The sequence below is a fragment of the Streptomyces marianii genome (genome assembly GCF_005795905.1).
Taxonomy (GTDB): Bacteria; Actinomycetota; Actinomycetes; order Streptomycetales; family Streptomycetaceae; genus Streptomyces; species Streptomyces marianii.
The window spans coordinates 1886182-1907789 of sequence record NZ_VAWE01000001.1; the positions used below are offsets into that span (position 1 = coordinate 1886182).

Sequence of the window (21608 nt, forward strand, 5' to 3'; positions counted from 1 at the left end):
GCCGTACCTGGCTGGCGGAGGTCGCGTCGTCGAGGACGACTAGGGGGCGTATTGCGTCGTGATCAATCTGCGAGATCTGCCTGCGCGGCAGGGTTTGGACCGGTAGACCTCTTTGGGTGACGCGAGCGCAACTGACGGATGTGGAGTGGGAGTTGATCGAGCCGTACCTGCCGATCGGCGAGTACGGCCCGTACCCCGAGCGGCTGCGGCAGCAGTTCGAGGGCGTGATCTGGAGGTTCAAGACAGGCGGGCAGTGGCGGGAGATGCCGACGGAGTTCGGCGCCTGGTCGACCGTCCACAACCGCTTCCGGCAGTGGCGTGACTCCGGCGTCTTCGAAGCCATCATGGAGGGCCTGGTCACGGAAGCCGCGAAGCGCGGCGAGGTGGACCTGTCCCTGGTCAGCATCGATTCCACCACCGCCCGGGCCCACCACGACGCTGCCGGGATGCACATGGACGAAGACGTCCTCACCGCTTTGGAGAAGGCTGCCGCCGAGACCGAGAAGGCCAGGTCAAAAGGGGCGACTGCGACGAACAAACCGGACAGGAGGCCGAAGGCGATCCCGTGCGGGAAGAGCGGCGGCGCATCCGGCGCCGACGAAAACTCCGGCTGAAGGCCGCCCTGCTCGGGCGTTCCAGGGGAGGGCAGACCAGCAAGATCCATGTCGTCGGCGACCGGAAGTGCCGCCCGCTGGCGTTCATACTGACCGCGGGCCAGGCCGCCGACAGCCCGCAGTTCATCCCCGTATTGGGGAAGGTGCGGGTGCGCATGCCCGTCGGCCGTCCGCGCACCCGGCCCGGCGCAGTCGCCGGGGACAAGGCGTACTCGTCCCGCGGCAACCGCGCCCACCTGCGCAAACGCCGTATCAAGGCGGTCATCCCGGAGAAGAAGGACCAGGCCGCCAACCGGAAGAAGAAGGGCTCCAGAGGCGGCCGGCCCGTCAGCCACGATGCCGACCTTTACAAGGAGCGGAACACCGTCGAGCGGCTGATCAACAAGCTGAAGGCCTGGCGAGGCATCGCCACGCGGTACGACAAGACCCCCGACAGCTACCTCGCCGGCCTCCACCTCCGCGCCTCGATGATCTGGCTCAGAGAGCTCACCCGGACCACCTGATGATCACAACCACATACGCTCCCTAGGACCCTGCGGTCGGCGAGGAGGCTGCGAAGCAGGGCCGTGCACTCGGAGATGTCGGCAGGCAGCTGATACGGGGGGATGCCGAGGCCGCGCAGCAGCCTGGTGACGACGTGGTCCACGGGCAGCGGTTCGGCTCCCGGAGTTGCGCAGCGCAGCTCCACGTACAGCTGGCCGTCGGGGTAGTGGGCCACGACGCGGCGCAGGGCCCGCAGCGCGAGGACGGACTTCCCCACGCCCGGTGGGCCGGTGATCACGGTGACCGGTGGCTGGGCGTGCGGCGAGGTCAGCCAGTCCACGACAGCGGATAACTCACGCTCGTGGCCGATAAGATCAGGCGCGCAGTACGGCAACTGCCGCGGTTGGGTGACGACGCTGTGCGCACCGGTGTCCGCCTCTGGGCGCAGGTCCGCGACTCTCCGGTACGCCTCCTGCCACGTCGCCGGATCGGCCCCGCAAGCGCGTACGAGGGCCGTGACGAACTCCTCCTTCGGCAGGGTCGTACGGGCGAGCGTGGAGGCGACGGTCGAGCGGGGCAGCCGGAAGCCCGCTCGCCTGGCGCGGCTCTCCAACTGGCGATATGTCAGTCCGCTGCGATCCTTGAGCAGCCCGAGAACCGCGACGAGTTCACGCTGGGAGTGCACCTCGTCCGGGTTCGGCAGCAAACAGACTGATGTCGCGAGGCGATCCGCGGACACACTCGTCCCCCCTTCGGTCGGCCAGTGGATCAGTGCGGCGTCAGCCGGCGAACGGTCCCGCGTCCGGTCGGCACTCGGTTCCGTGGCCGGGGCTTCCACGGCCGAGCAGATAGTCCGTGGTGATGTCGTCGGCGCAGCGGCTCAGGCCGAGCGCGGTGTGACCGATCATGTCAACGGTGACAAGCTCCGCCCGGCCGAGCTGGTCCGTCAGGCGCTCCGCAAAGCGGTACTGGGTGGTCGGGTCGTACCGGTTTCCGATCACGAGGACCGGCTGGTCGGTCTCCCTGTTCCAGGGTCCGGTGTAGCGGTCGGCCTCGTACGACCGGACCGGCCATGTGGCGCAGACCGCGGACTCGAAGGCGACCATCCTTCCGAAGGTCGGTGCTTGTCTCTCCCAGCGGTCCGCGCGTGCGGGCCAGGTGCCGACAGCTGCCGGGTAGGGCTTGTCCAGGCAGTTGTATGCCGCTTCGGAGTCGTCCCCGCGATACGGGCCCCCGGCGGCGACCGCTGCTGTGGAGTCGGTGCGCGGCGCGGGAGGTGCCGTCTCCAGGAGGGCCAGTGCGCGGGCCAGGCCGGGCAGGCGGGAGGGGGTCGCGAGCGAGTCGGCCACCCGGGTGGTGAAGGCGCTCAGTGTCATGGTGGTGCCGTCTGGCAGGGCCAGCGGGCCGCCGCGCAGCCGTTCCCGGACCCGGTCGAACTTCCGGCGAGGGTCGCCCCCGCTGAATGCGCAGGCGGTACCAGCCTCTTCGCACGCGCGCAGGAACTCCGCGAGTGCGATCTCCATGCCGATGGCGCGCTGCCGGTCGTACTCCAGACCGTTGTGCGAGCGAAGCCGCGGATCGACGGCGCCATCAAGGACCATGGCGTCGAGGTGGTCCGGATGTAGGTTGGCGTAGGTGGCCCCGAGCAGGGAGCCGTAGGAGAAGCCGATGAAGCTGATCTGCCGTTCTCTCGTGGCCCTGCGCAGCTGTTCCAGGTCCTGGGCCGCGTTGAAGGTGGTCATGTGGGGCAGCAGCGGGCCCGCGACACGGGCACAGGCCGCCGAGTGTCCGTCCGCCGCCCGCATGGCTCCGGCGATCTCGTCCTCGGTCACGGGTACGGCCATTGCGCCGCGGAGCGTGTCGTCGTGCTCGGTCTGGCTCCGGAAGCACTTCAGCGGATCGCTCAAGTTAACACCGCGCGGATCGAATCCGATGACGTCGTACCGGGCCAGGACCTCGGCGTCGAGGAACCGTTCTGCTCGGTAGGCGGTGTGCAGGCCGGACGTACCCGGCCCGCCCGGGTTGACGAAGAGTGTGCCGCGCCGGCTGTCCGGATCGGTCGCCCTACGGCGCAGCATCACGATCTCGACGGAGCCAGCGGACGGACGCGCGTAGCCCCGGGGAACGTGGTGGGTCGCGCAGTCCGCGACCGCGGGATCCACGGGCGCTCCGGTCAGCTCCTTGCAGCTCTGCCAATGGAGTTCGGATGCAGGCAGTGCGATGGAGACGGAGGCGGAGGCCACCGTGGGACACAGCGCCACAGTGGTAATGGCGGCGGTCGTACACGCCAGCAGCCGGAAGATCCCGCTGAACACGGAGAGACTCCTCTGGTGTGTGTGTGGGGGTGACCCTTGTGAGCGGCGTCGGGAGAGGCGAAGCGAGGCGTCAGGGACCGGTTAGTACTGCAACCGCATGTGGCGTGACGGAGTGTCGTGTTGGTCGTTGGGCTGACTGTGTGATGAATCGCTGACGGTCGCGCAGATCGAGGACTGGTCCGACGGGATAGCTGGTCTCCATGCCCGGTTCGCAGGACGTTTTGGCAGGTCGGAGCCGCGTGAGCGGGCGCTGGACTACCTGTCCACCTTGCTCTCGCCGCTGGAGAAGAAGAACGGGTGGACGCTGGCCGAGCAGGCCGGCCAGCGTCGGCCGGACGGTTTCCAGAGACTGCTGAACTTCGCCGACTGGGACGAGCACGCGGTCCGTGACGACATCCGTGACTTCGTCGTCGAGACGATCGGAGCGAAGGATGCGGTCCTGATCGGGGACGACACCGGGTTTTTGAAGAAGGGCGTCAAGTCAGCCGGAGTCCAGCGGCAGTACTCCGGCACGGCCGGACGCACGGAGAACTGCCAGATCGGCACGTTCCTGGCCTATGCCTCCGCCGCGGGCCGGGCCTTGATCGACCGCGAGCTGTACATCCCGGTCTCCTGGACGGACGACCGCGAGCGGTGCCGGGCGGCCGGGATCGGTGACGAGGTCCCGTTCGCCACGAAGATCGAGCACTTCAAGTGGATGCTGCAACGCGCGATCGACGCACGCGTCCCCTTCGCCTGGGTCACCGCAGATGAGGCATACGGCCAGGTCAAGCACCTGCGGGCCTGGCTGGAGGAACGGCACGTCGCCTACGTGCTGGCCACCAAAGTCAATGACACAGTGACCACCGCCGACGGCACCGACGCCGAGGTCCGTGCGCTGATCACCCGCCTGCCCCGGCAGGCATGGAAGCGGATCTCCGCCGGTGCGGGCGCGCACGGCCAGCGATTCCACGACTGGGCCCGGATCGCGATCCGGGCCCAGTGGGTGGACGGTTTCGGGCACTGGGTCCTGGCCCGCCGCAACACCAGCGACCCCACCGAGATCGCCTACTACGTCTGCTACGGGCCCGTCACCTCGCGGCTGAAAGACCTGGTCAGGACCGCCGGAGCGCGATGGCAGGTAGAGGAATGCTTCCAGACCGCCAAGGGAGAATGCGGCCTGGACCACTACCAGGTCCGTCTCTACCGGGCCTGGTACCGGCACATCACCCTCGCGATGGCCGCCCTCGCCTACCTGACCGCCATCCGCGCCACAGAAGCCGCAAAAGGGGCAGCCCAGACGACGAGCGAGACCTCATACCCCTCAGCGTCCCGGAGATCCGCCGGATGATCGGGCACGTCGTCATCACACCCCAACGCCACACCAACGAGCATCGTCTGCGCTGGTCACACTTCCGACGCCGTAGCCAAGCCCGAGCCCGCCGCTGCCACTACCAACGCCGAGGCCACGACCCACACATGCGGTTGCAGTATTAGGAGCTCCCGTAGTTGCGCTGCCACCGTGCCCGCGAAGGGGAGGGCGCGGTCGGCGCGGAGGGTGGCGAGGGCGTCCCGCCACAGCAGAGCGCGGCTGACGATGCCAGGCGCCGAAGCCGGCTGCAATGCCTCATCGAGAGGCACGGGGCCGCTGATATCGGCCCATTCCCGCAAGTAGGCGTCCGCGACCTGGCGCTCGGCGGCAAGGTCACTGGGGGCGACCGATCGCACATCGCGCAGGACGACATCGAGCGAGACGAACGGGTGCCCGAGGACGCTTTCCGCCCAGTCGAAGATCAGCGGCCCCGTGTCGGTGAACGTGTAGTTCCCGCGCCAGATGTCCAGGTGAATGATCGTGTGCGGCACCCCGCTCCCGGCGAGCCGGGCGCAGTGGTCCCGGAACCGCGCGGATAACGATACGAGTTGACGTCTCTCGTCGACGGTCAGTCCGTCGACCTCGGCCACCAGCGCGTCGTACAGCCCGGGGAGAATCTCCAGTCGGTGGTCCGGGCAACCCGTGGCGAGCAGTGCGTCAGCCTGCTCGGCCATGCCGCGCTGGAGACGAGCGAGTTCCGGCACCATGCGCACATAGGCGTCCACGGTTTCGGCTGGGTTGGCGGAGTGCCGTATCCCGCCGAAGTCCTCTGTGAGCATCCAGCCCCGTCGCTCGTCGACGGCGAGCACATTCGGCACGGCTTTCGGAAACCGCTCCGAGAGCAGCAGGCTGACCGCAGCCTCATGACCGTACACCGGGGGTGATGCCTTGAAATAGAGATCCCGCGGAATCGCGGGCAGTCGGAGCTGATACGACCAGGAGCGCATTCCGGCCTGTACGGGGTTTCCGTTACTCCGGAATCCCGCGGCACGCAACCGATCGGTCGCCCAGTCCGCCGCTGGCGCGTACCAGCCGAAACAGGTCCAGGGAGGTCGGCCCGTACCGCCGAGTTCCGACTCCGTGAACCACTGGTCGAGCATCGCCCGCTGTGCGGCGCTGATCCCGCTGATCGCGGGGAGTTCCTTCGTGCGGAACCAATGGCCGTTCTTCGCCGTTCGCCCGTCCACCGACTCGAATACGAAGAAGCGCGGCTCCCGTCCGATGCAGTCGAGCGTCGATACGACGAGGCCGAATCGATCTGCGATATCAGCGTGAAGGCCGGCGATGTCGGATTGACGCTGGATGGGCAGGGACAGACCGTCCGGCCCCGACAGAAGCAGTATCTCGGTGGTGGCTTCCTGTCTTCGTGCGATGACAGCGACCTGCCGCGGCGCATCCTGTCCCATGCATCCCTCCGAACACAGTGTCCCCCGAAACCTCATGCGCACAGAATGCGAACAGTAGAGCGAGAGTTGACGTCAAGTTAATGATTCTCTGTATCGGTGCGGAGGTGCCCCGTGCTCCTTTGAGCAGCCAAGGGCCATCGCGTGATCGGGATCGGTCCGGTCGGCCGGTCTCGTGCATGACGCGGCGCAGGGCCGCCGCCGGCGGCCCGCACCGGGTTGCTGGAGTGTGTGCCCGACCGCCGCGACGGCGGGGGCAGCGGTCCCGTAGCCGCACCGCCGTGCGCGGCCGGCACGGCGGTGCCGGACGGCGTCCGCTTGCTCATCCGCCACTCCGGCCGCGACCACCACCGCCCCTGTCAGCACTCGGCCTCACCTGACGAAACCGACGGATCTGACCGCGCAATGACCTCCGCGCCGGTTACCTCATGGAGAGCGGCCGTGTGGACACCTCTCCCAATATCTCCCGTCCCGGCCTGTCCCGGACGGGTTCGAGGCCGTCTCGGCATTCCCCCGGTCTTCGCCGGGCCATAGCCTCCCTGAGGTCCTGTCGATCAGCCACGGGCGGCAACCGCCCGTTGGTTTCCGTCAGAAGAAGAAGGTGAACACTGTGCCGACGATGTCGATTGCTTCCCAGCTGGCCGGAAACGGTCTGCAGCAGCACCTCTACTCCGAGCCCACCGCAGTGGCCGAAGAATGCCGGATGGCCGGATACAGCTGCTGGTGGGACTCGGACTGCTGCAACGAGTCCGTCAAGCTCATCTGCGAGTGGTGGACCTGCCGCTACGCGTAATGCGGTCGAACGCCACCAGTGTTGAAGAATGACGACTGCCGGGCGGATCTCCGGAACTTCGGATTCCTGCCCGGCGGGCCGTCGTCTGACTATCTTGGACAAGGATCGATGGCGAGAGGAACGCTGGCGCTGCCGAATGCCGCCCGGGGAGCAGCTGCCTTCTTGAATTCGGCACGTGCCGGGAGCGGTATCTACCGTCTGGACAACTGGCCGGCCGTCCGGGACGTATGGCAAGCGGACATCGCACGAGTGGGCACGGCCGTCGCACGCCTGCGGATCGCCCAGCGGCTGACGGTCGGCTTCCTCGATCCCGTTGAGGACGCGCTCTACCTCACTGCCGGGCTCCGGATGATCGGCCTGCCCGCGACCTTCCACCTCGGCCGGGAACTGGTCCCTGCCGCCCCGCCCGCAGGCTTCTATGCGTGGGTGGAGCACAAGGGACACGTCGTCAGCACCTCGCTTCCAGTCCGCGAGGAGTACATCGAAGTACACCGGTCGGAGGAGGGATGAGTCGCATGCTGGGTGTTGTCGAGATGTCCGCCGGTGTGCTCCGCCGCACCGACCCCAGCACCCCGCACGATGAGTCGGGCGTCAGCGCGGAGGCCACCGCCCACTCGTTCATCCTGCGTCGGACCGCACCGCAGGGCCGGCCAGTCTACTTCCGGGTCGGGCGCGGTCGGCTGGAGTGGGGCGAGGCCCTGGAGTCCTTCCTCGAGCCGGGCGGCCGGGTGGAGCTGGAGTCCGGCGCGCTGCTGGCCCTGGTGCACGGGCAAGCGGCCCCTCCCGACTCCAGCCCACTCGCCGGTGTGCGCCGACTCACGTACGGCACCCAGGTGCAGGTGGACGCCGACGGCGTCACTGTGTCAAACACCCCGCCCGAACTCCCCGCCCGGCCGCGCGATCTGCGGGTTGCCCTACGCGACGCACTGTCCCGCACCGGCCCGGACTACCTGATCGCCTACAGCGGCGGGCTGGCCTCTGCCAGCCTCGCCGTGACCGCCGCCGAGGCGGGACACCGCGCGCAACCGTTGCACGCCGACTTCGGGCTGCCGGGGCGGAGCGCGCCTCCGGCGGCCCTGCCGGGGACGCCCCCGCGTTCCGTGCACGTGGACCCCTACGAGCTGGCCGACCATCACATCATATCCGGCAGTGAACTCCTGCCGCCGATGCCCGACTTCGTCATACCGCGACGCCTGCACGCCATCCTCGTCGGTGACTCCGGGCTGCCACTTGTCTCGGGTGCGCTGCTGGCGTCCCTGGTCTCGGTCAAGCTGCCCGACGTGCCGCGCGGACCGCGATCATGGCGGCTGCTGACCTGCGAGCCGTTCCACATCTCCGGCACGATGGGCAGCCTCTCCGAAGCGGCCGAACTCCTCGACAACCGCGTCGTCTACGCCCCCGGCCGCCGTCCGGCAGGCGACAGCGCTACGGACTCCCAGCAGCTCGGAGCCCCGCCGCCGCCCTCGCCGACCGGCGGCAGCAAACTCGGCTGGCTCACGGAAGACGGCAAGCAGGCATACGAGACGGCGCACCGCGGTTCGATGGCGGTCTGGCAGGACCGCCTCGATGCCCAGGAGCGGGTTGTCGGACGGCTGATGGGCGGCCTGGAGGAGCAGGGCACCGAGTGCTCGGAGCTGCCCGCCGCGGACCCTAGAGTCCTGGCGGCCGCCGCCGCACTGCCGCCCCACGTTCTCGGCCGCATCCGCCGCGGGGGCTTCCAGAACCATCTCCCGCTGCACCGGATCGTCTCCGCTGCTGGCGTCACCAGTGTGTCCTGCTCGACGCCGGGCCACTGGCTGCGGCTGTGTGCCGCGAGCTATCTGTACAGGGAACGCACCAAGCTCGCAGCCGAGCTGACCCGGGAATGCGCACTCGGTGACCTCGGCCTTGTTGAACCGGGCGCCGTGGCCGCCGACTTCAACGACGGCAGGGCCCTGTCCGCCAAGGCGCTGCCTCTGCTCCGGCTCGTGTGGCTGGACCGCTGGCTCAGGGAGCGCTCATGACGACCACCACTCCGCCCCCGGCCGGCACGGCGCTCCGGCTCGGCCCCGGTGTCACCCTGACCCAGCTGCCGTTCGGCGGTGTCGTCCTGGCAAATGGGCGCACCCTCGCGGTCACCGAGATCGGCCCGCCTGTCGCCGTGGTCGTGGACCGCATCCTCGGAGTCGGTATGCCACCGGAGGAGGCCGGGCCCTGGGCAGTCCGCTTCGCCGCTCATCTCCTTGAGGCCGGCTGGCTCGTGATCGATCGGAGTTGACTGACCGATGTCTCTATCCGCGCTGAACGACATGGCGCTCCCGGCGGTGGCGGGGCCGCTCGTCATCGCAGGCGCCGCCAAACTCATGGCTGATTCGGGACAGTTGGCCTGGCCCATACGCTCGGGCCCCCTCGCGTTGCCCTGGGGTCCCCGTCTCGTGGGCACGGCCGAACTGCTGGCCGCGGTGGGCATCGTGTTCCTTCCCGGCCGGTGGGCGGCCGCCTCGGCACTGCTCGCTTATGCCGCCCTCACCGCGGTGGCGGCTCGCACCAAGGGACAGAAGTGCGCCTGCTTTGGCCTCGCCCGGCTGGCCGCCATCGGCAAGACGCACATTGGCACGAACGCCGCCGGCGCACTGCTCGCCGCGGTGGCCCTCGCACTTCCGCCGGGAGACGGCGGGATCGTCACCCGAGCAGTGGCCGCGGCGGTCGGCACCGCCGTGATGCTCGGCGTCCTGCTGGCCATCGACCGGCGGCTGCGGACCGCCCAGGAGGCCACCCTTCCCTGCACCGAGCAGGTCAGCGCGGTACGGATGTACGTCGCGGACGACTGCCCCTCGTGCCGCTCCCTCAAGCACCTGCTCTCCGCCGCCGAACCGGAGCGACTCGCCCTGGTCACCACCGTCACGGTGGCCAAGGAGGCCGAACTCCCGGGCGTGCTCCACGGCCTGGGCGTGCCGTGCGCCATCGGCCTCGACCGCACCGGCATGCCCGTGTGCTCTCCGGTGTCCGGGATCGGCGCGGTCAAGGCACTGGTGGACGCCATCACCCTCACGCACCTTCCGGCGGACACTCATGGCCGATGAATTCGACCGTACGCGCCAATACCGACGCCACGCCCCCGACGGCCGGGCCTCGCTCCTCGTCACCAGTGCCGTCCACCCGTCGGCCGACGAGCGCAATCCGGCCGCCGTGCAGTGGCGCGGGCTTACGGCCGACCCCGCGCTGGCCGGCCTCGTCCCCGGCCGGGCCCGGCCGCAGTACGCCGAAGTCCACACCGAGGCGCGCTCCGCGGACGGCTGGCGGCTGCCCGTACCGCATCTGCTGCCGGTCGCACCGGCCTGGCACCCATGGCTCCCGCTGCTGGCGGGACTGGCGGTGGACGCGCGGAAGCGCACCGCATACCTCTGGACGGCCGACTACTCGTCGCGCTCGGTGCGTACGTACGAGCACGTGCCCGCAGCCACCGGCCTCACCGCGCTGGGGCCGCCCGGGTGCGCTCCGGTCGTCTGGCTGGACGACGGCAGGATCGCGCTGCTGACCAAGGGCGCTGAGCCCGAGCCGTCACTGCAGGACGCGGCGCGGGAGTGGCGGCCGGTCAGCCTCGAGGCAATCGGCCCGAACTTCATCACCTTCGAGCCGGGCGAGGACGTACTGCTGCGCCTCGCAGGCGCGACGGTCACGGTCCTCGATCCCGCCGACGGTGTGGCGAGCCCCCTCACCTCCCCCCTCCTGATACGGCAGTTGAGTACCGCCGCACACGACGGGCTGCTGCTCGACCATGTGCACCCCGCGCACGGAGCCCCTGACGAGCACGGTCTGTGCTGGTCCCGGTCCCATGTCTCTCCCGCTGCGCCGGGACGCCTGCGCCCCGCACCGGCCGCCGCGACCGCCCCGGTTGAGCGGGCCACTCCCCAAGGGCCGGTCACCGCCTACGCCGATCAGGGAGGCGAGGAGCAGGCATCCGCTCCGCCGCTCCGGCACGCCCTCGACACCGGATTCGGCCAGGCCCAGCTCACCGTCCTGCCGGAGGGCGACGGCACCTGGCTGCTGTGGATCCGCGCGTTGAGACAGGGCGAGGGGCCGTCACCCGGAACGCCCACCTTCCTCACCGGTGCCGGCCATAGCGGAGCGGTTCTCGACCTTCCCCTGTACTGGCCCGGCGACGCGGACCCGAAGCTGATCCACGACCAGATCACCACCGCGGTGGAAGGCGCCCTGGCGCTGCTCGGCGACATGCGGCCGGGCCGTGTGGTGGTGGGCGGTCACAGCTTCGGGGCGACTCTCGCCCTGTACTCCCTTGCATATCTGGAGGGGCTGGCGGGCGCGATGGCCCACAGCGGCTGCTACAACCGCACCCTGACGCCCACAGGATTCCACTACGAGCGGCGCACTCTGTGGGCGGCTCCGGAGATGTACCGGGCCTTCAGCGCACTGCAGTTCGCCAATCGGCTCGACCGGCCGGTGCTCCTCGTCCACGGCACCGAGGACGCGAATGCGGCCACGCCGAGCGATCAGGCCGTGGAGCTGTACCGGGCGGTCGTCGCGACCGGTGGACATGCCCGTCTTGTCTTGATTCCCGGTGAGGGGCACACCTTCCATTCCAGGGAAGCGCTGCGTGCGGTTGCCAAGGAACACCACGACTGGCTGGAGCGCTGCTGAATGCCCGCCGCATCGCCCGACAGCCGGCGAAGGGGCACCACCGCCTCGTTGCGGAGTCTGACGGAAAACGCCAGATTCGCAGCCCAGTTGGCCTGGCGCGCCGACCGTCGCAGTCTGCTCCAGGTCCTGATGGCGCAGCTCGTCTCCGCGCTGGGTCTGCTCGTGGTCCTGCTCCTGGTGCGTCACGCCATCGGGGGCGCCCTGCCCGCGGTCGGAGGCGGCCCCGCCTCCGGGCCGCAGCAACGTTGGCTGATACCTCTGCTGGCCGGGATGGTTGCCCTGGGGACCGGAGCGGGCGTCCTACGGGTGATCGCCGCGGCCAGGCAGCGGATCCTCGCGGTCAAGGTGGACCAGTACGCCGTGGCGCAAGTGCTGCGGGCCGCGAACCGTGCCGAACTCGCGGAGTTCGAGGACCCCGTGTTCCACGACCGGCTGCAGCGCGCAGTGTTCGCCTCCCGCTCGCAGCCCACGATGGTGGTCACAGCCCTGATCGGCGCCCTGCAGGCGGTGCTGACTGTGGGCGCGGTGGGTGCGGTGTTCGCGCTGACCGTCTGGTGGCTGTTCCCGCTGGCCTTGCTCTCCACTCTGCCCACGCTGCAGGCGTCCCGCAAGGAGCGCAGCGCGGGTTACGACCTGCACCACTCGCTTTCCGAGAACAGACGCGCCCGGCAGTATCTGGAACGCCTGCTCACCGGCCGTGACGAGGCCAAGGAGATCCGCTCACTGGGCCTGGGAAGCACTCTGCGGAACCGCTGGAGCCAACAGTTCCGGCAGGAGATCGAACAGGTCGAGGACATGCACCGGGCACATGTGCGGCGCAAGATCACCGCACGGCTCAGCGGCGACCTCATGACGGCTTCGGTGATCGCCGCCATGTGGTGGCTGGTCTCCGTCGAGGCGATCGGACTGCCCACGGCGATCACGGCACTCGTCGGCCTGTGGCAGATCTCGCTGCGGATGCAAATGATCGGCGCCTTGCTGAACGGACTGGGCGAGTCGGTTCTCTACCTCCAGGACCTGAGGAGCTTCGGCATGGCGCCCGACGGCGCCGATGCACCGCAGCGCCCTGCCGAGCAGGGGGCCTTCGTGGCGCTGCAGGCTGATTCGGTCGGCTTCAGCTACCCCGGCTCCGCCGCGCCGGCCCTGAAGGGCGTCGACGTGACTCTGCGGGCGGGCGAGATCGTCGCGCTGGTCGGGGTCAACGGTTCGGGCAAGACCACGCTCGCCAAGATCCTTGCCGGCCTCTACCGGCCGTCGCACGGACGGCTGGAGTTCAACGGGCAGCCCGACCCCGATCCGGAGCAGTTGCGCAGGACGAGTGCCGTGGTGTTCCAGGATTTCGTCCGCTACAAGCTGCCGGCGGTGGACAACATCACTTACGGCAGGCCGGAGGCACAACCGGACCGGGAGCGCGCCGCCCTGGCCGCCGAACACGCCGGCGCGCATGCGTTCCTCACCCGGCTGCCGGATGGCTACGACACCGTGCTGAGCAAGGAGTTCAGCGAGGGCTCGGATCTCTCCCTGGGGCAGTGGCAGCGTCTCGCACTGGCGCGCGCCTTCTACCGGGACTCCGATTTCGTGGTGCTGGACGAGCCCACCGCTTCGCTCGATCCGCAGGCGGAGGCCGACCTCTTCGGCCACATACGGGAACTCTTCGCGGGTCGCACCGTTCTCCTGATCACGCACCGTTTCGCCAATGTGCGCGAGGCCGACCGCATCTACGTGCTCGACGCGGGACGCATCGTCGAGCAGGGCGACCACGACTGCCTGCTCGCGGCCGATGGCATGTACGCCCGCCTCTATCGGCTGCAGGCCGAGGCCTATCAGGACGCGTACGTGCCCGGCCAGGCAGCGGGGGCAGCCGTGGCCCAGAAGCTCTGATCGCTCCTGCGCTCGCCTCCCTCGCGCTTTGGCTCCGTATGGCCAACTTCCCCTTCAAGTAGCGAGTTCCTGCCTTTGGCCTCTTGACGTCGGCCGCTGGCGCATCCCATAGTTATTCCACTAATCCCTTAGTGGAAGGGTGTGGAGTGATCGAGTTCCGGATCGATCGCCGCTCGGGCGTGGCGACCTACCTGCAGATCGTGCAGCAGGTGAAGCACGCACTGCGGCTCGGTCTGCTGGAACTGGGAGACCGGCTGCCCACGGCCAAGGAGGTCGTCGCGGCCACGGCTATCAACCCGAACACGGTGCTCAGGGCGTATCAGGAGCTGGGGCGTGAAGGGCTGGTCGAGTCACGGCCGGGCCTGGGGACGTTCGTCAGCAAGTCCCTGGCCGGACCAGCCATTGCCCCGGACGCACCGCTGCGCACCGGTCTCGAGACATGGATGACGACCGCGCGATCCGCCGGACTGGCGCGCGAAGACGTAGAAGCCCTGGTCAAGGACGCCATCGACAGGAGCTTCGCCAACGAGCGGAGGAGTGACATCAATTGAGCAACACAGAAGACACCGAGGCGCTTTCGGCGGAAGGGCTCGGTAAACGCTACAAGCGGGGTTGGGCGCTCCAGGACTGCTCCTTCGGGCTGCCTCGCGGCCGGGTCTCCGCCCTGATCGGCCCCAACGGAGCGGGCAAGAGCACGCTGATGTCCCTGGCGACCGGGTTACTGGCGCCCACCTCCGGCACGATCAGGGTCCTGGGCGATGTCTCCGGGCGCGGCGGCACCCATCCGCGCCTTGCTTTTCTAGCCCAGGACAAGCCGCTCTACCGGGGGTTCACCGTTGAGGAGATGCTCCGTGCGGGGCGGGCGCTCAACAAGCGGTGGGACCACGCCTACGCCCGGAGTCTGGTCGACGCGGCGGGAGTTCCGGCCGGGGCCCGGATCTCCACTCTCTCCGGCGGTCAGCGCACCCGGGTCGCCCTCGCCATGGCGCTGGGGCGCCGCCCGGAGATCATCGTCCTCGACGAGCCACTGGCCGACCTCGACCCGCTCGCCCGGGAAGAGGTCATGCAAGCCCTCATGCAGGAGGTCGCGGAGACGGGCATGACAGTGCTGCTCTCCTCGCACGTACTCGCCGACCTCGATGGCATCTGCGACCATCTGCTCCTGCTGGCCGGTGGCCGGGTCCAACTGGCGGGCGACGTGGAGGACCTGATCGCCTCGCACAGAGTGGTGATCGGCCCGCGCTCCGGCGGTGAGCAGTCCTTCTCCTCGGGGACCGTCGTCGAATCCCGATTGACTCAGCGCCAGACGACTGCAGTGGTGCGGGGCGCAAGCACGGTGCCACCACAGGGCTGGGAGGCGCATGAACCAACTCTGGAGGAACTCGCCATGGCCTACCTACGTTCCTCCCGGCAGCCGTCCGCCCAGGACACGCGGCCCATGGGCCACGAGTCGGCGGAGGTGGCTGCCTGATGCTGTGGGTCGCCTGGCGCCAGCAGCGCTTCCAGCTGCTGATCAGCACGCTCCTTGTCTGCGCGGTGGGCGGAGTGATGCTCTACTACCGGTTCTCCGCGGACGCGTACATGCAGGATCACGGCATCGTCGGGTGCCTGCGGATCGACGAAGGCGCCTGCACCGCGAGCGCCATGAACGCGTTGAGTGACACCTACAAGACATACGTCTCGATCATTCCCCTGGTGCTGCTCTGTCTGCCCGTCCTCCTGGGCATGTTCGCCGGAGCGCCGCTCTTCGCCCGCGAGATCGAGCAGGGCACGCATGTCTTCGGACTGACTCAGTCGGTCGGCCGTGGCCGCTGGTGGGCGACGAAGTCGCTGGTGGCCGGTGGGCCGCTGGCCTTGCTCATGCTCGGACTCGGTCTGTTCGGCTTCTGGGCTCTGAAGCCTCTCAACCATGTGACGCGCGGTCCTGTGATGACCCCGGGCTTCGAGACCCAGGGACTGACACTCGCGGCCTACACGGTGCTCGCCTTCGCCATCGGAGTCGCCGCAGGTCTGCTGTTCCGCAACACCCTGGCCGCGATGGCGGTCGTCATCGGTCTCTACCTCGTCGTGCTCGTTGGTGTCGGCGCAGCCGCCCGTCCGCACTACCTCGCGGCCGAGCGCATCACGGGGACCGTGGCCGAGAGCACTGGGGAGAGCGAGCGGGGCGGGCAGAGCTGGATCCCCGACGACGCCTGGCGGGTCGGGTCCGCCTACTACGGCAAGGACGGTCGTAAGGTCTCCTTCAACCCCTCCGGCTGCGACGGCACGGAAACGATCCAGCGCTGCCTGACCAGGCAAGGCGTGGCCAAGCAGTCCGCCGACTATCACCCCGCCTCGCAATTCTGGGGCCTGCAGGCGATCGAGGCCGGGGTCTTCCTCGCACTGTCGGCCGGTCTCCTCGGGCTCGGCGCGTGGACACTGCGCCGCCGGGTTCTGTGAGCCCAGACAGGTTGTGGCCGTGAGGGGTTTCGCACGCAGGCCAGCGAGACCGAGGCGCGTCCCCCGCAGGAGCCGCAAACAAGGGCTGATCGTTCCGTATTGAGCTTGACTCTGACGCGTAAATAACTGCAGATGGGACCATCCCGGGCACGATGGTGTACCCGGTCGGGCCGTGTCCGCCGGGTTTCGCTCCGGTTGGTTTATCCAGCGGTCTGCAGGGGGTCGAGGGTGACCCGGTAACCGAGTTCGTTGAGGCGGGTCACGGCCCTGCGTGCGGCCCGTTCGGGGTCGCGCCGGGTGAAGTAGTGGCCGCCGAGCTCGTGGTTGGGAAGGTTGTCGGTGAGCATGTGCCAGATCGCGGTGATGATCGAGTGCTCGACGGCGATCAGCGCCTTCATCGGGCCTCGGCGGGCGGTCAGTCGTTTGTAGCGGGCCTGGAGGTAGGAGTCCTTGGTCCGTGACGCTGCGAACGCGGCCATTCCCAGCGCGCCCTTGAGGTGGGCGTTTCCGGGGCGGACCCGGGTGCTTCTGACTTTGCCGGCCGATTCGTGGTGCCCGGGGCACAGTCCGGCCCAGGACGCCAGGTGTTTGGCCGAGGCGAACCGGGTCATGTCACCCCCGGTCTCGGCCACGATCACCTCGGCCACTGCCCGGTTCACCCCTGGGATCGTGTCCAGCAGGTCCAGCACCGGCCGGAAAGGGGCCATCGCCTCCTCGACGCGCACGGTCAGCTGGTTGATCGCGGAGGACAGCTGGTCGTACTGGTCGAGGTAGAGACGGGTCAGGAAGGCGTGGTGCTCGCGGAAGCGGCCGGTCAATGCCTGGCCCAGCTCGGGGATCTTGCTGCGCATGCGCCGCTTGGCGAGGTCGGCCAGGACCTGTGGGTCGCGCTGGCCGTCGATCAGGGCCTGGAGCATGGCGCGGCTGGAGACGCCCATGAGGTCGGAGACGACGGCGGACAGCTTGATGCCGGCGTCCTCACAGGAGCTTCTCCAGCCGCTGCACGACCTGGGCGCGTTCACGGGTGAGCTGGGTGCGGGCCCGGGTGAGATCCCGCAGCTCGCGGACCGGCTGCGGTGGGACGAATGAGGCCCGGATCAGGCCGTGGGAGCCGAGTTGGGCCAGCCAGGCCGCTCCCAGACGGCGCATATCCTTCTTCCCGCCCGCTTTCGGAATCATCCGTTCGCGGACGGGGAGCGGGCGGAATCGCTGTGCCTTCACGTCCTCGCGAACCTCGGCGAGGAAAACTCCCACGCCTCGGCACTGTTCAACGTAGAAGGCCTGGCTCAGAGAGCTCACCCGGACCACCTGATGATCACAACCGCATACGCTCCCTAGCTCCGTTCCCGTCCGGTTCCTCGGGGTCGTGGTGCCGTTCCGGGAGGGCCAAGGCAGTGCGAAGAGTCTGACGCGCGTGCTCATGGCAACACTCCACGGTTCCCGTGGGCGGCCCTCAGTACCATGCTGTCGGGCGAGCTCGGAGGCATCACAGAGTCATCGGTCTCGTCCGGAACGAACAGTTCCACAGTCCGGACGCGACCGTCTCCGCGACAGGGCGGACAAGCGACCTGAAGGCGCACGACGGCGCATTTTTACTGTGCCCCCGGCGCACGGCGAAGCCGCGCTGATGTGCTGTCGGGGATCTTGGATGGTCGAGCTTCAGCTACCGAGGTTCCGCAGGACTTCGGCCGGGGGATCACGTTCTGATCCAGAACGCGCGACCCGCACGACATCCTCGTGGAACTCCTTCGAATACGGCTCGGGCACTGCAACATCCTTCCAGGCCGCCTCTCAGCAAGCCAGGTCAGGTGTCACCCAACCCTGCAGCAGTCCCTTCCGCCCCGTCTCGCGCGAGCGCCCTGCCCTCGCGCGAGATGCAGGGGCAGGGCGCTCGTTCACGTCAGGTCAAGAACCGACAAGTTGGCGAAGCACGTACTGCATGATGCCGCCGTTGCGGTAGTAGTCCGCCTCACCGGGGGTGTCGATGCGGACGACCGCGTCGAACTCCACACCGCTGTCGGTGGTCACCTTCACCGTGCGGGGCGTCGTGCCCTCGTTGAGCTCGGTGACACCGACGATGGAGAAGGCCTCCTCGCCGGTCAGGCCGAGGGACTCGGCCGAGGCACCCTCGGGGAACTGCAGCGGGAGGACGCCCATGCCGATGAGGTTCGAGCGGTGGATGCGCTCGTACGACTCGGCGATGACGGCCTTGACGCCGAGGAGCGCGGTGCCCTTGGCGGCCCAGTCGCGGGACGAGCCGGAGCCGTACTCCTTGCCGGCGAGCACGACCAGCGGGATGCCCTGCTCGATGTAGTTGCGCGAGGCGTCGTAGATGAACGACACCGGAGCCGCGTCAGCAGTTGCGGACCGGGTGAAGTCGCGGGTGTAGCCGCCCTCGGTGCCCGGCGCGATCTGGTTGCGCAGGCGGATGTTGGCGAACGTACCGCGGATCATGACCTCGTGGTTGCCGCGGCGCGAGCCGTAGGAGTTGAAGTCGCGGCGCTCCACCCCGTGCTCGGTGAGGTACTTGCCGGCCGGGGTGTCGGCCTTGATGGCACCGGCCGGGGAGATGTGGTCGGTGGTGACCGAGTCGCCGAGCTTGGCCAGGACGCGGGCGCCCTCGAAGTCGGTGACCGGGGTGGTCTCCATCGTCATGCCCTCGAAGTACGGGGGCTTGCGGACGTAGGTCGACTCGGCGTCCCACTCGAAGGTGTTGCCGGTCGGGATCGGCAGCGCCTGCCACTGGGCGTCGCCCGCGAAGACGTCCTGGTAGGACTTGTTGAACATGTCCTCGCCGATGGCGTTGGCCACGACGTCGTTGACCTCGGCCTCGGAGGGCCAGATGTCCTTGAGGAAGACCGGGTTGCCGTCGGTGCCGGTACCGAGCGCCTCGCGGGTGATGTCCACCTTCATGGAGCCCGCGAGGGCGTAGGCGACGACCAGCGGCGGGGACGCCAGGTAGTTCATCTTGACGTCGGGGTTGATCCGGCCCTCGAAGTTGCGGTTGCCGGAGAGCACCGAGGTGACGGCCAGGTCGTGGTCGTTGACGGCCTTGGAGACCTCCTCCGGCAGCGGGCCGGAGTTGCCGATGCAGGTGGTGCAGCCGTAGCCGACGAGGTTGAAGCCGACCTTGTCGAGGTACGGGGTGAGGCCCGCCTTGTCGAAGTAGTCGGTGACGACCTTGGAGCCCGGGGCGAGTGTGGTCTTGACCCACGGCTTGCGGGTCAGGCCCTTCTCGACCGCCTTCTTGGCCACCAGCGCGGCGGCGACCATGACGTACGGGTTCGAGGTGTTGGTGCAGGAGGTGATCGCGGCGACGGTGACGGCGCCGTGGTCGATCTCGTACGTCGAGCCGTCGGGGGCGGTGACCGTGGTCGGCTTCGACGGAGCGCCGTTCGGGGAGATCGCCGGGGCGTCGGAGGCCGGGAAGGACTCCTTGCCGGCCTCGTCGACCTCGTCGACGTAGTTGCGTACGTCCAGCGCGAACTGCTGGGCGGCGCCTGCGAGGACGATGCGGTCCTGCGGGCGCTTCGGGCCGGCGATGGAGGGGACGACCGTGGAGAGGTCGAGCTCCAGCTTCTCGGAGAAGTCGGGCTCGGCGGCCGGGTCCAGCCACAGCCCCTGCTCCTTGGCGTACGCCTCGACGAGCGCGACCTGCTGCTCGCTGCGTCCGGTGAGCTTGAGGTAGTTCAGGGTCTCGCCGTCGATCGGGAAGATCGCGGCGGTGGAGCCGAACTCCGGCGACATGTTGCCGATGGTGGCGCGGTTCGCGAGGGAGGTGGCGGCGACGCCCTCGCCGTAGAACTCGACGAACTTACCGACGACGCCGTGCTTGCGCAGCATCTCGGTGATCGTGAGCACGAGGTCGGTGGCGGTGGTGCCGGGCTGCAGCTCGCCGGTGAGCTTGAAACCGACGACGCGCGGGATGAGCATCGAGACGGGCTGGCCGAGCATGGCGGCCTCGGCCTCGATGCCGCCGACGCCCCAGCCGAGCACGCCGAGGCCGTTGACCATGGTGGTGTGCGAGTCGGTGCCGACGAGGGTGTCGGGGTAGGCCTGGCCGCCCCGGACCATGACGGTGCGGGCCAGGTGCTCGATGTTCACCTGGTGGACGATGCCGGTGCCGGGCGGGACCACCTTGAACTCGTCGAAGGCGGTCTGGCCCCAGCGCAGGAACTGGTAGCGCTCCTTGTTGCGGCCGTACTCCAGCTCCACGTTCTGCGCGAAGGAGTCCGGGGTGCCGAACTTGTCGGCGATGACGGAGTGGTCGATGACCAGCTCGGCGGGGGCGAGCGGGTTGATCTTCGCCGGGTCGCCGCCGAGCTCCTTGACGGCCTCGCGCATGGTGGCGAGGTCCACGACACAGGGAACGCCGGTGAAGTCCTGCATGATCACGCGGGCCGGCGTGAACTGGATCTCCTGGCTCGGGTGCGCCTGCGAATCCCAGCCGCCGAGCGCCCGGATATGGTCGGCGGTGATGTTCGCGCCGTCCTCGGTGCGGAGCAGGTTCTCCAGGAGGACCTTGAGGCTGTAAGGGAGGCGTGCGGAGCCCTCGACCTTGTCCAGCCTGAAGATCTCGTACGACTCGTCACCCACGCTCAGCGTGCTGCGGGCGTCGAAGCTGTTCGCCGACACGACAGTCTCCTTCATCAATGTGCGCGTACTGACCGCATCCTGCCGCCTGCGACTCCCCGGGATCCGTTAAGGTAAGGCTTAGTTAGGTCACCCTTACTCAACAGCCCGGCGGAAAGCGGCCGCGGTGCGCTTTCTGTAGATATCTCGATGTCGAGATAACTCTAGTACATGACCGCTGACGGGTCATGTCCGGAGGCGAGTGACCGCTCTCATCCAATCGAGGCGTTTGACAGCGAACCCAGGCGTTTCGGCTTCCTGGCCGGCGAACCTGGTCGTACGTGGGGACGTACTGGGGGTGCTGGGTGGCCGTACTGGTCGGGGCGGATCTCGCGAAGACCAGACGACGCGACCGGGGACCACACGCCGAACCACTGCTCGGCGCCCCACTCCTCGAACCGTTCCACCTCGGTGAACCCCAGCTTCGCCGCGAGGTGCGTCGAGCGGTCGTTGGCAGTCTGGGTGCACAGCACCACCGGCTCGCCGGGAAACGCGCCGGCGAACCAGCCGAGCGCCGCCGCGCACGCCTCGGCGGCATACCCGCATCCCCACGCCCCCGGCAGGAACATATAGCCGAGCTCGGCCTCCCCTGCATCCGGACGGATGTGCCCCGGACGCTCCGCGTCGCGCCGATCGAGCGTGATCGCCCCGATCATCGCTCCGTCGAGATCGATCACGAAAAGGCCGGGGCGCCGCCCAGGCAGTTCAGGCACCTCGCGTTCGAGCTCGTCACGGGGGCGAGGGCCACCAAGGTAGGTCCGCACCTTCGGCGAGGCGAACAACTCGATGAACGCCGCACGGTCCTGAGCCTCGGACTCGCGGAGCACGAGCCGCTCGGTCCTTATCGGGGCAGGTGGCCAGGCAACGGGTCCTAACTCAGTCATGGCGGGCAACCTATCGAACGCCCATGAGCGTGATCCGAAACAGTAAGGATCGGGCCCGAGGTCTGTCCCAGGCCTTGTCATTCCACCCGGAAGGCGGTACCGCCACACCCCGAACCGGATGGACGGCGGCGGGTGCACACCCCAGGCGGCAGGCGGGCCGCGGGGCGAGGGCGCA

Annotated in this window: 15 protein-coding genes and 3 pseudogenes; 12 read left to right on the plus strand and 6 right to left on the minus strand. The window is 68.7% G+C overall.

Annotated elements, in window-relative coordinates; translation table 11 throughout:
• Positions 1-116: 116 nt before the first annotated feature.
• Positions 117-1117: pseudogene (locus FEF34_RS08330) on the plus strand (IS5 family transposase).
• Here FEF34_RS08330 and FEF34_RS08335 read toward each other — a convergent pair.
• Positions 1051-1803, minus strand: a complete 753-nt coding sequence (locus FEF34_RS08335) for an ATP-binding protein (RefSeq protein WP_138052572.1) — start codon at positions 1801-1803, stop codon at positions 1051-1053. The pseudogene FEF34_RS08330 and the gene FEF34_RS08335 sit on opposite strands and share 67 nt — an antisense overlap.
• 73 nt (positions 1804-1876) lie before the next feature.
• Entirely contained in the window at positions 1877-3412 is a 1536-nt protein-coding gene (locus FEF34_RS08340; protein ID WP_138052573.1) for an alpha/beta hydrolase, read from the minus strand.
• Positions 3413-3578: 166 nt separating this feature from the next.
• On the opposite strand from FEF34_RS08340, the gene FEF34_RS08345 reads away from it, so the two are divergent.
• Positions 3579-4742 (plus strand): IS701 family transposase, encoded by a 1164-nt coding sequence (locus FEF34_RS08345; RefSeq protein WP_138052574.1) that lies wholly within the window; start codon positions 3579-3581, stop codon positions 4740-4742.
• Positions 4743-4798: 56 nt separating this feature from the next.
• Here FEF34_RS08345 and FEF34_RS08350 read toward each other — a convergent pair whose 3' ends face one another.
• Positions 4799-6169: a phosphotransferase gene (locus tag FEF34_RS08350; protein ID WP_171052874.1), complete on the minus strand. Its 1371-nt coding sequence runs from the start codon at positions 6167-6169 to the stop codon at positions 4799-4801.
• A 598-nt stretch (positions 6170-6767) separates the two neighbouring features.
• Here FEF34_RS08350 and FEF34_RS08355 point away from each other — a divergent pair.
• From FEF34_RS08355 to FEF34_RS08400, 10 genes are all read left to right on the plus strand, one after another.
• Positions 6768-6959, plus strand: coding sequence for a hypothetical protein (locus FEF34_RS08355; RefSeq protein ID WP_138052576.1), 192 nt, complete (start codon positions 6768-6770; stop codon positions 6957-6959).
• A 162-nt stretch (positions 6960-7121) separates the two neighbouring features.
• Entirely contained in the window at positions 7122-7469 is a 348-nt protein-coding gene (locus tag FEF34_RS08360) for a lasso peptide biosynthesis protein (protein ID WP_138052577.1), read from the plus strand.
• Between the two features lie 5 nt (positions 7470-7474).
• A complete protein-coding gene (locus FEF34_RS08365; RefSeq protein ID WP_171052876.1) occupies positions 7475-8962 on the plus strand; it encodes an asparagine synthetase B family protein in 1488 nt (495 codons plus the stop codon).
• Positions 8959-9216: an actinodefensin-associated protein B gene (gene adfB / locus FEF34_RS08370; protein WP_138052579.1), complete on the plus strand. Its 258-nt coding sequence runs from the start codon at positions 8959-8961 to the stop codon at positions 9214-9216. Before FEF34_RS08365 ends, adfB begins: the two co-directional genes overlap by 4 nt.
• A gap of 7 nt (positions 9217-9223) precedes the next feature.
• Positions 9224-10021 (plus strand): hypothetical protein, encoded by a 798-nt coding sequence (locus tag FEF34_RS08375; protein WP_138052580.1) that lies wholly within the window; start codon positions 9224-9226, stop codon positions 10019-10021.
• Positions 10011-11597 (plus strand): alpha/beta hydrolase family protein, encoded by a 1587-nt coding sequence (locus tag FEF34_RS08380; protein ID WP_138052581.1) that lies wholly within the window; start codon positions 10011-10013, stop codon positions 11595-11597. The genes FEF34_RS08375 and FEF34_RS08380 overlap by 11 nt, the downstream gene beginning before the upstream one ends.
• Positions 11598-13478 (plus strand): ABC transporter ATP-binding protein, encoded by a 1881-nt coding sequence (locus tag FEF34_RS08385; RefSeq protein ID WP_138052582.1) that lies wholly within the window; start codon positions 11598-11600, stop codon positions 13476-13478. It begins immediately after the preceding gene.
• Between the two features lie 146 nt (positions 13479-13624).
• Positions 13625-14029, plus strand: a complete 405-nt coding sequence (locus FEF34_RS08390; protein WP_138052583.1) for a GntR family transcriptional regulator — start codon at positions 13625-13627, stop codon at positions 14027-14029.
• Positions 14026-14949, plus strand: coding sequence for an ABC transporter ATP-binding protein (locus FEF34_RS08395; RefSeq protein WP_138052584.1), 924 nt, complete (start codon positions 14026-14028; stop codon positions 14947-14949). Before FEF34_RS08390 ends, FEF34_RS08395 begins: the two co-directional genes overlap by 4 nt.
• A complete protein-coding gene (locus FEF34_RS08400; protein WP_138052585.1) occupies positions 14949-15917 on the plus strand; it encodes an ABC transporter permease subunit in 969 nt (322 codons plus the stop codon). The genes FEF34_RS08395 and FEF34_RS08400 overlap by 1 nt, the downstream gene beginning before the upstream one ends.
• Before the next feature lie 200 nt (positions 15918-16117).
• Here the strand turns inward: FEF34_RS08400 and FEF34_RS08405 are convergent.
• From FEF34_RS08405 to FEF34_RS08415, 3 genes and pseudogenes are all read right to left on the minus strand, one after another.
• Positions 16118-17051, minus strand: a pseudogene (locus FEF34_RS08405) (IS110 family RNA-guided transposase); the annotation flags it as partial.
• A gap of 771 nt (positions 17052-17822) precedes the next feature.
• Positions 17823-20552 (minus strand): aconitate hydratase AcnA, encoded by a 2730-nt coding sequence (gene acnA / locus FEF34_RS08410; RefSeq protein ID WP_138052586.1) that lies wholly within the window; start codon positions 20550-20552, stop codon positions 17823-17825.
• 335 nt (positions 20553-20887) lie between these two features.
• A pseudogene (locus FEF34_RS08415) lies at positions 20888-21433 on the minus strand (GNAT family N-acetyltransferase); the annotation flags it as partial.
• Positions 21434-21608 lie beyond the last annotated feature (175 nt).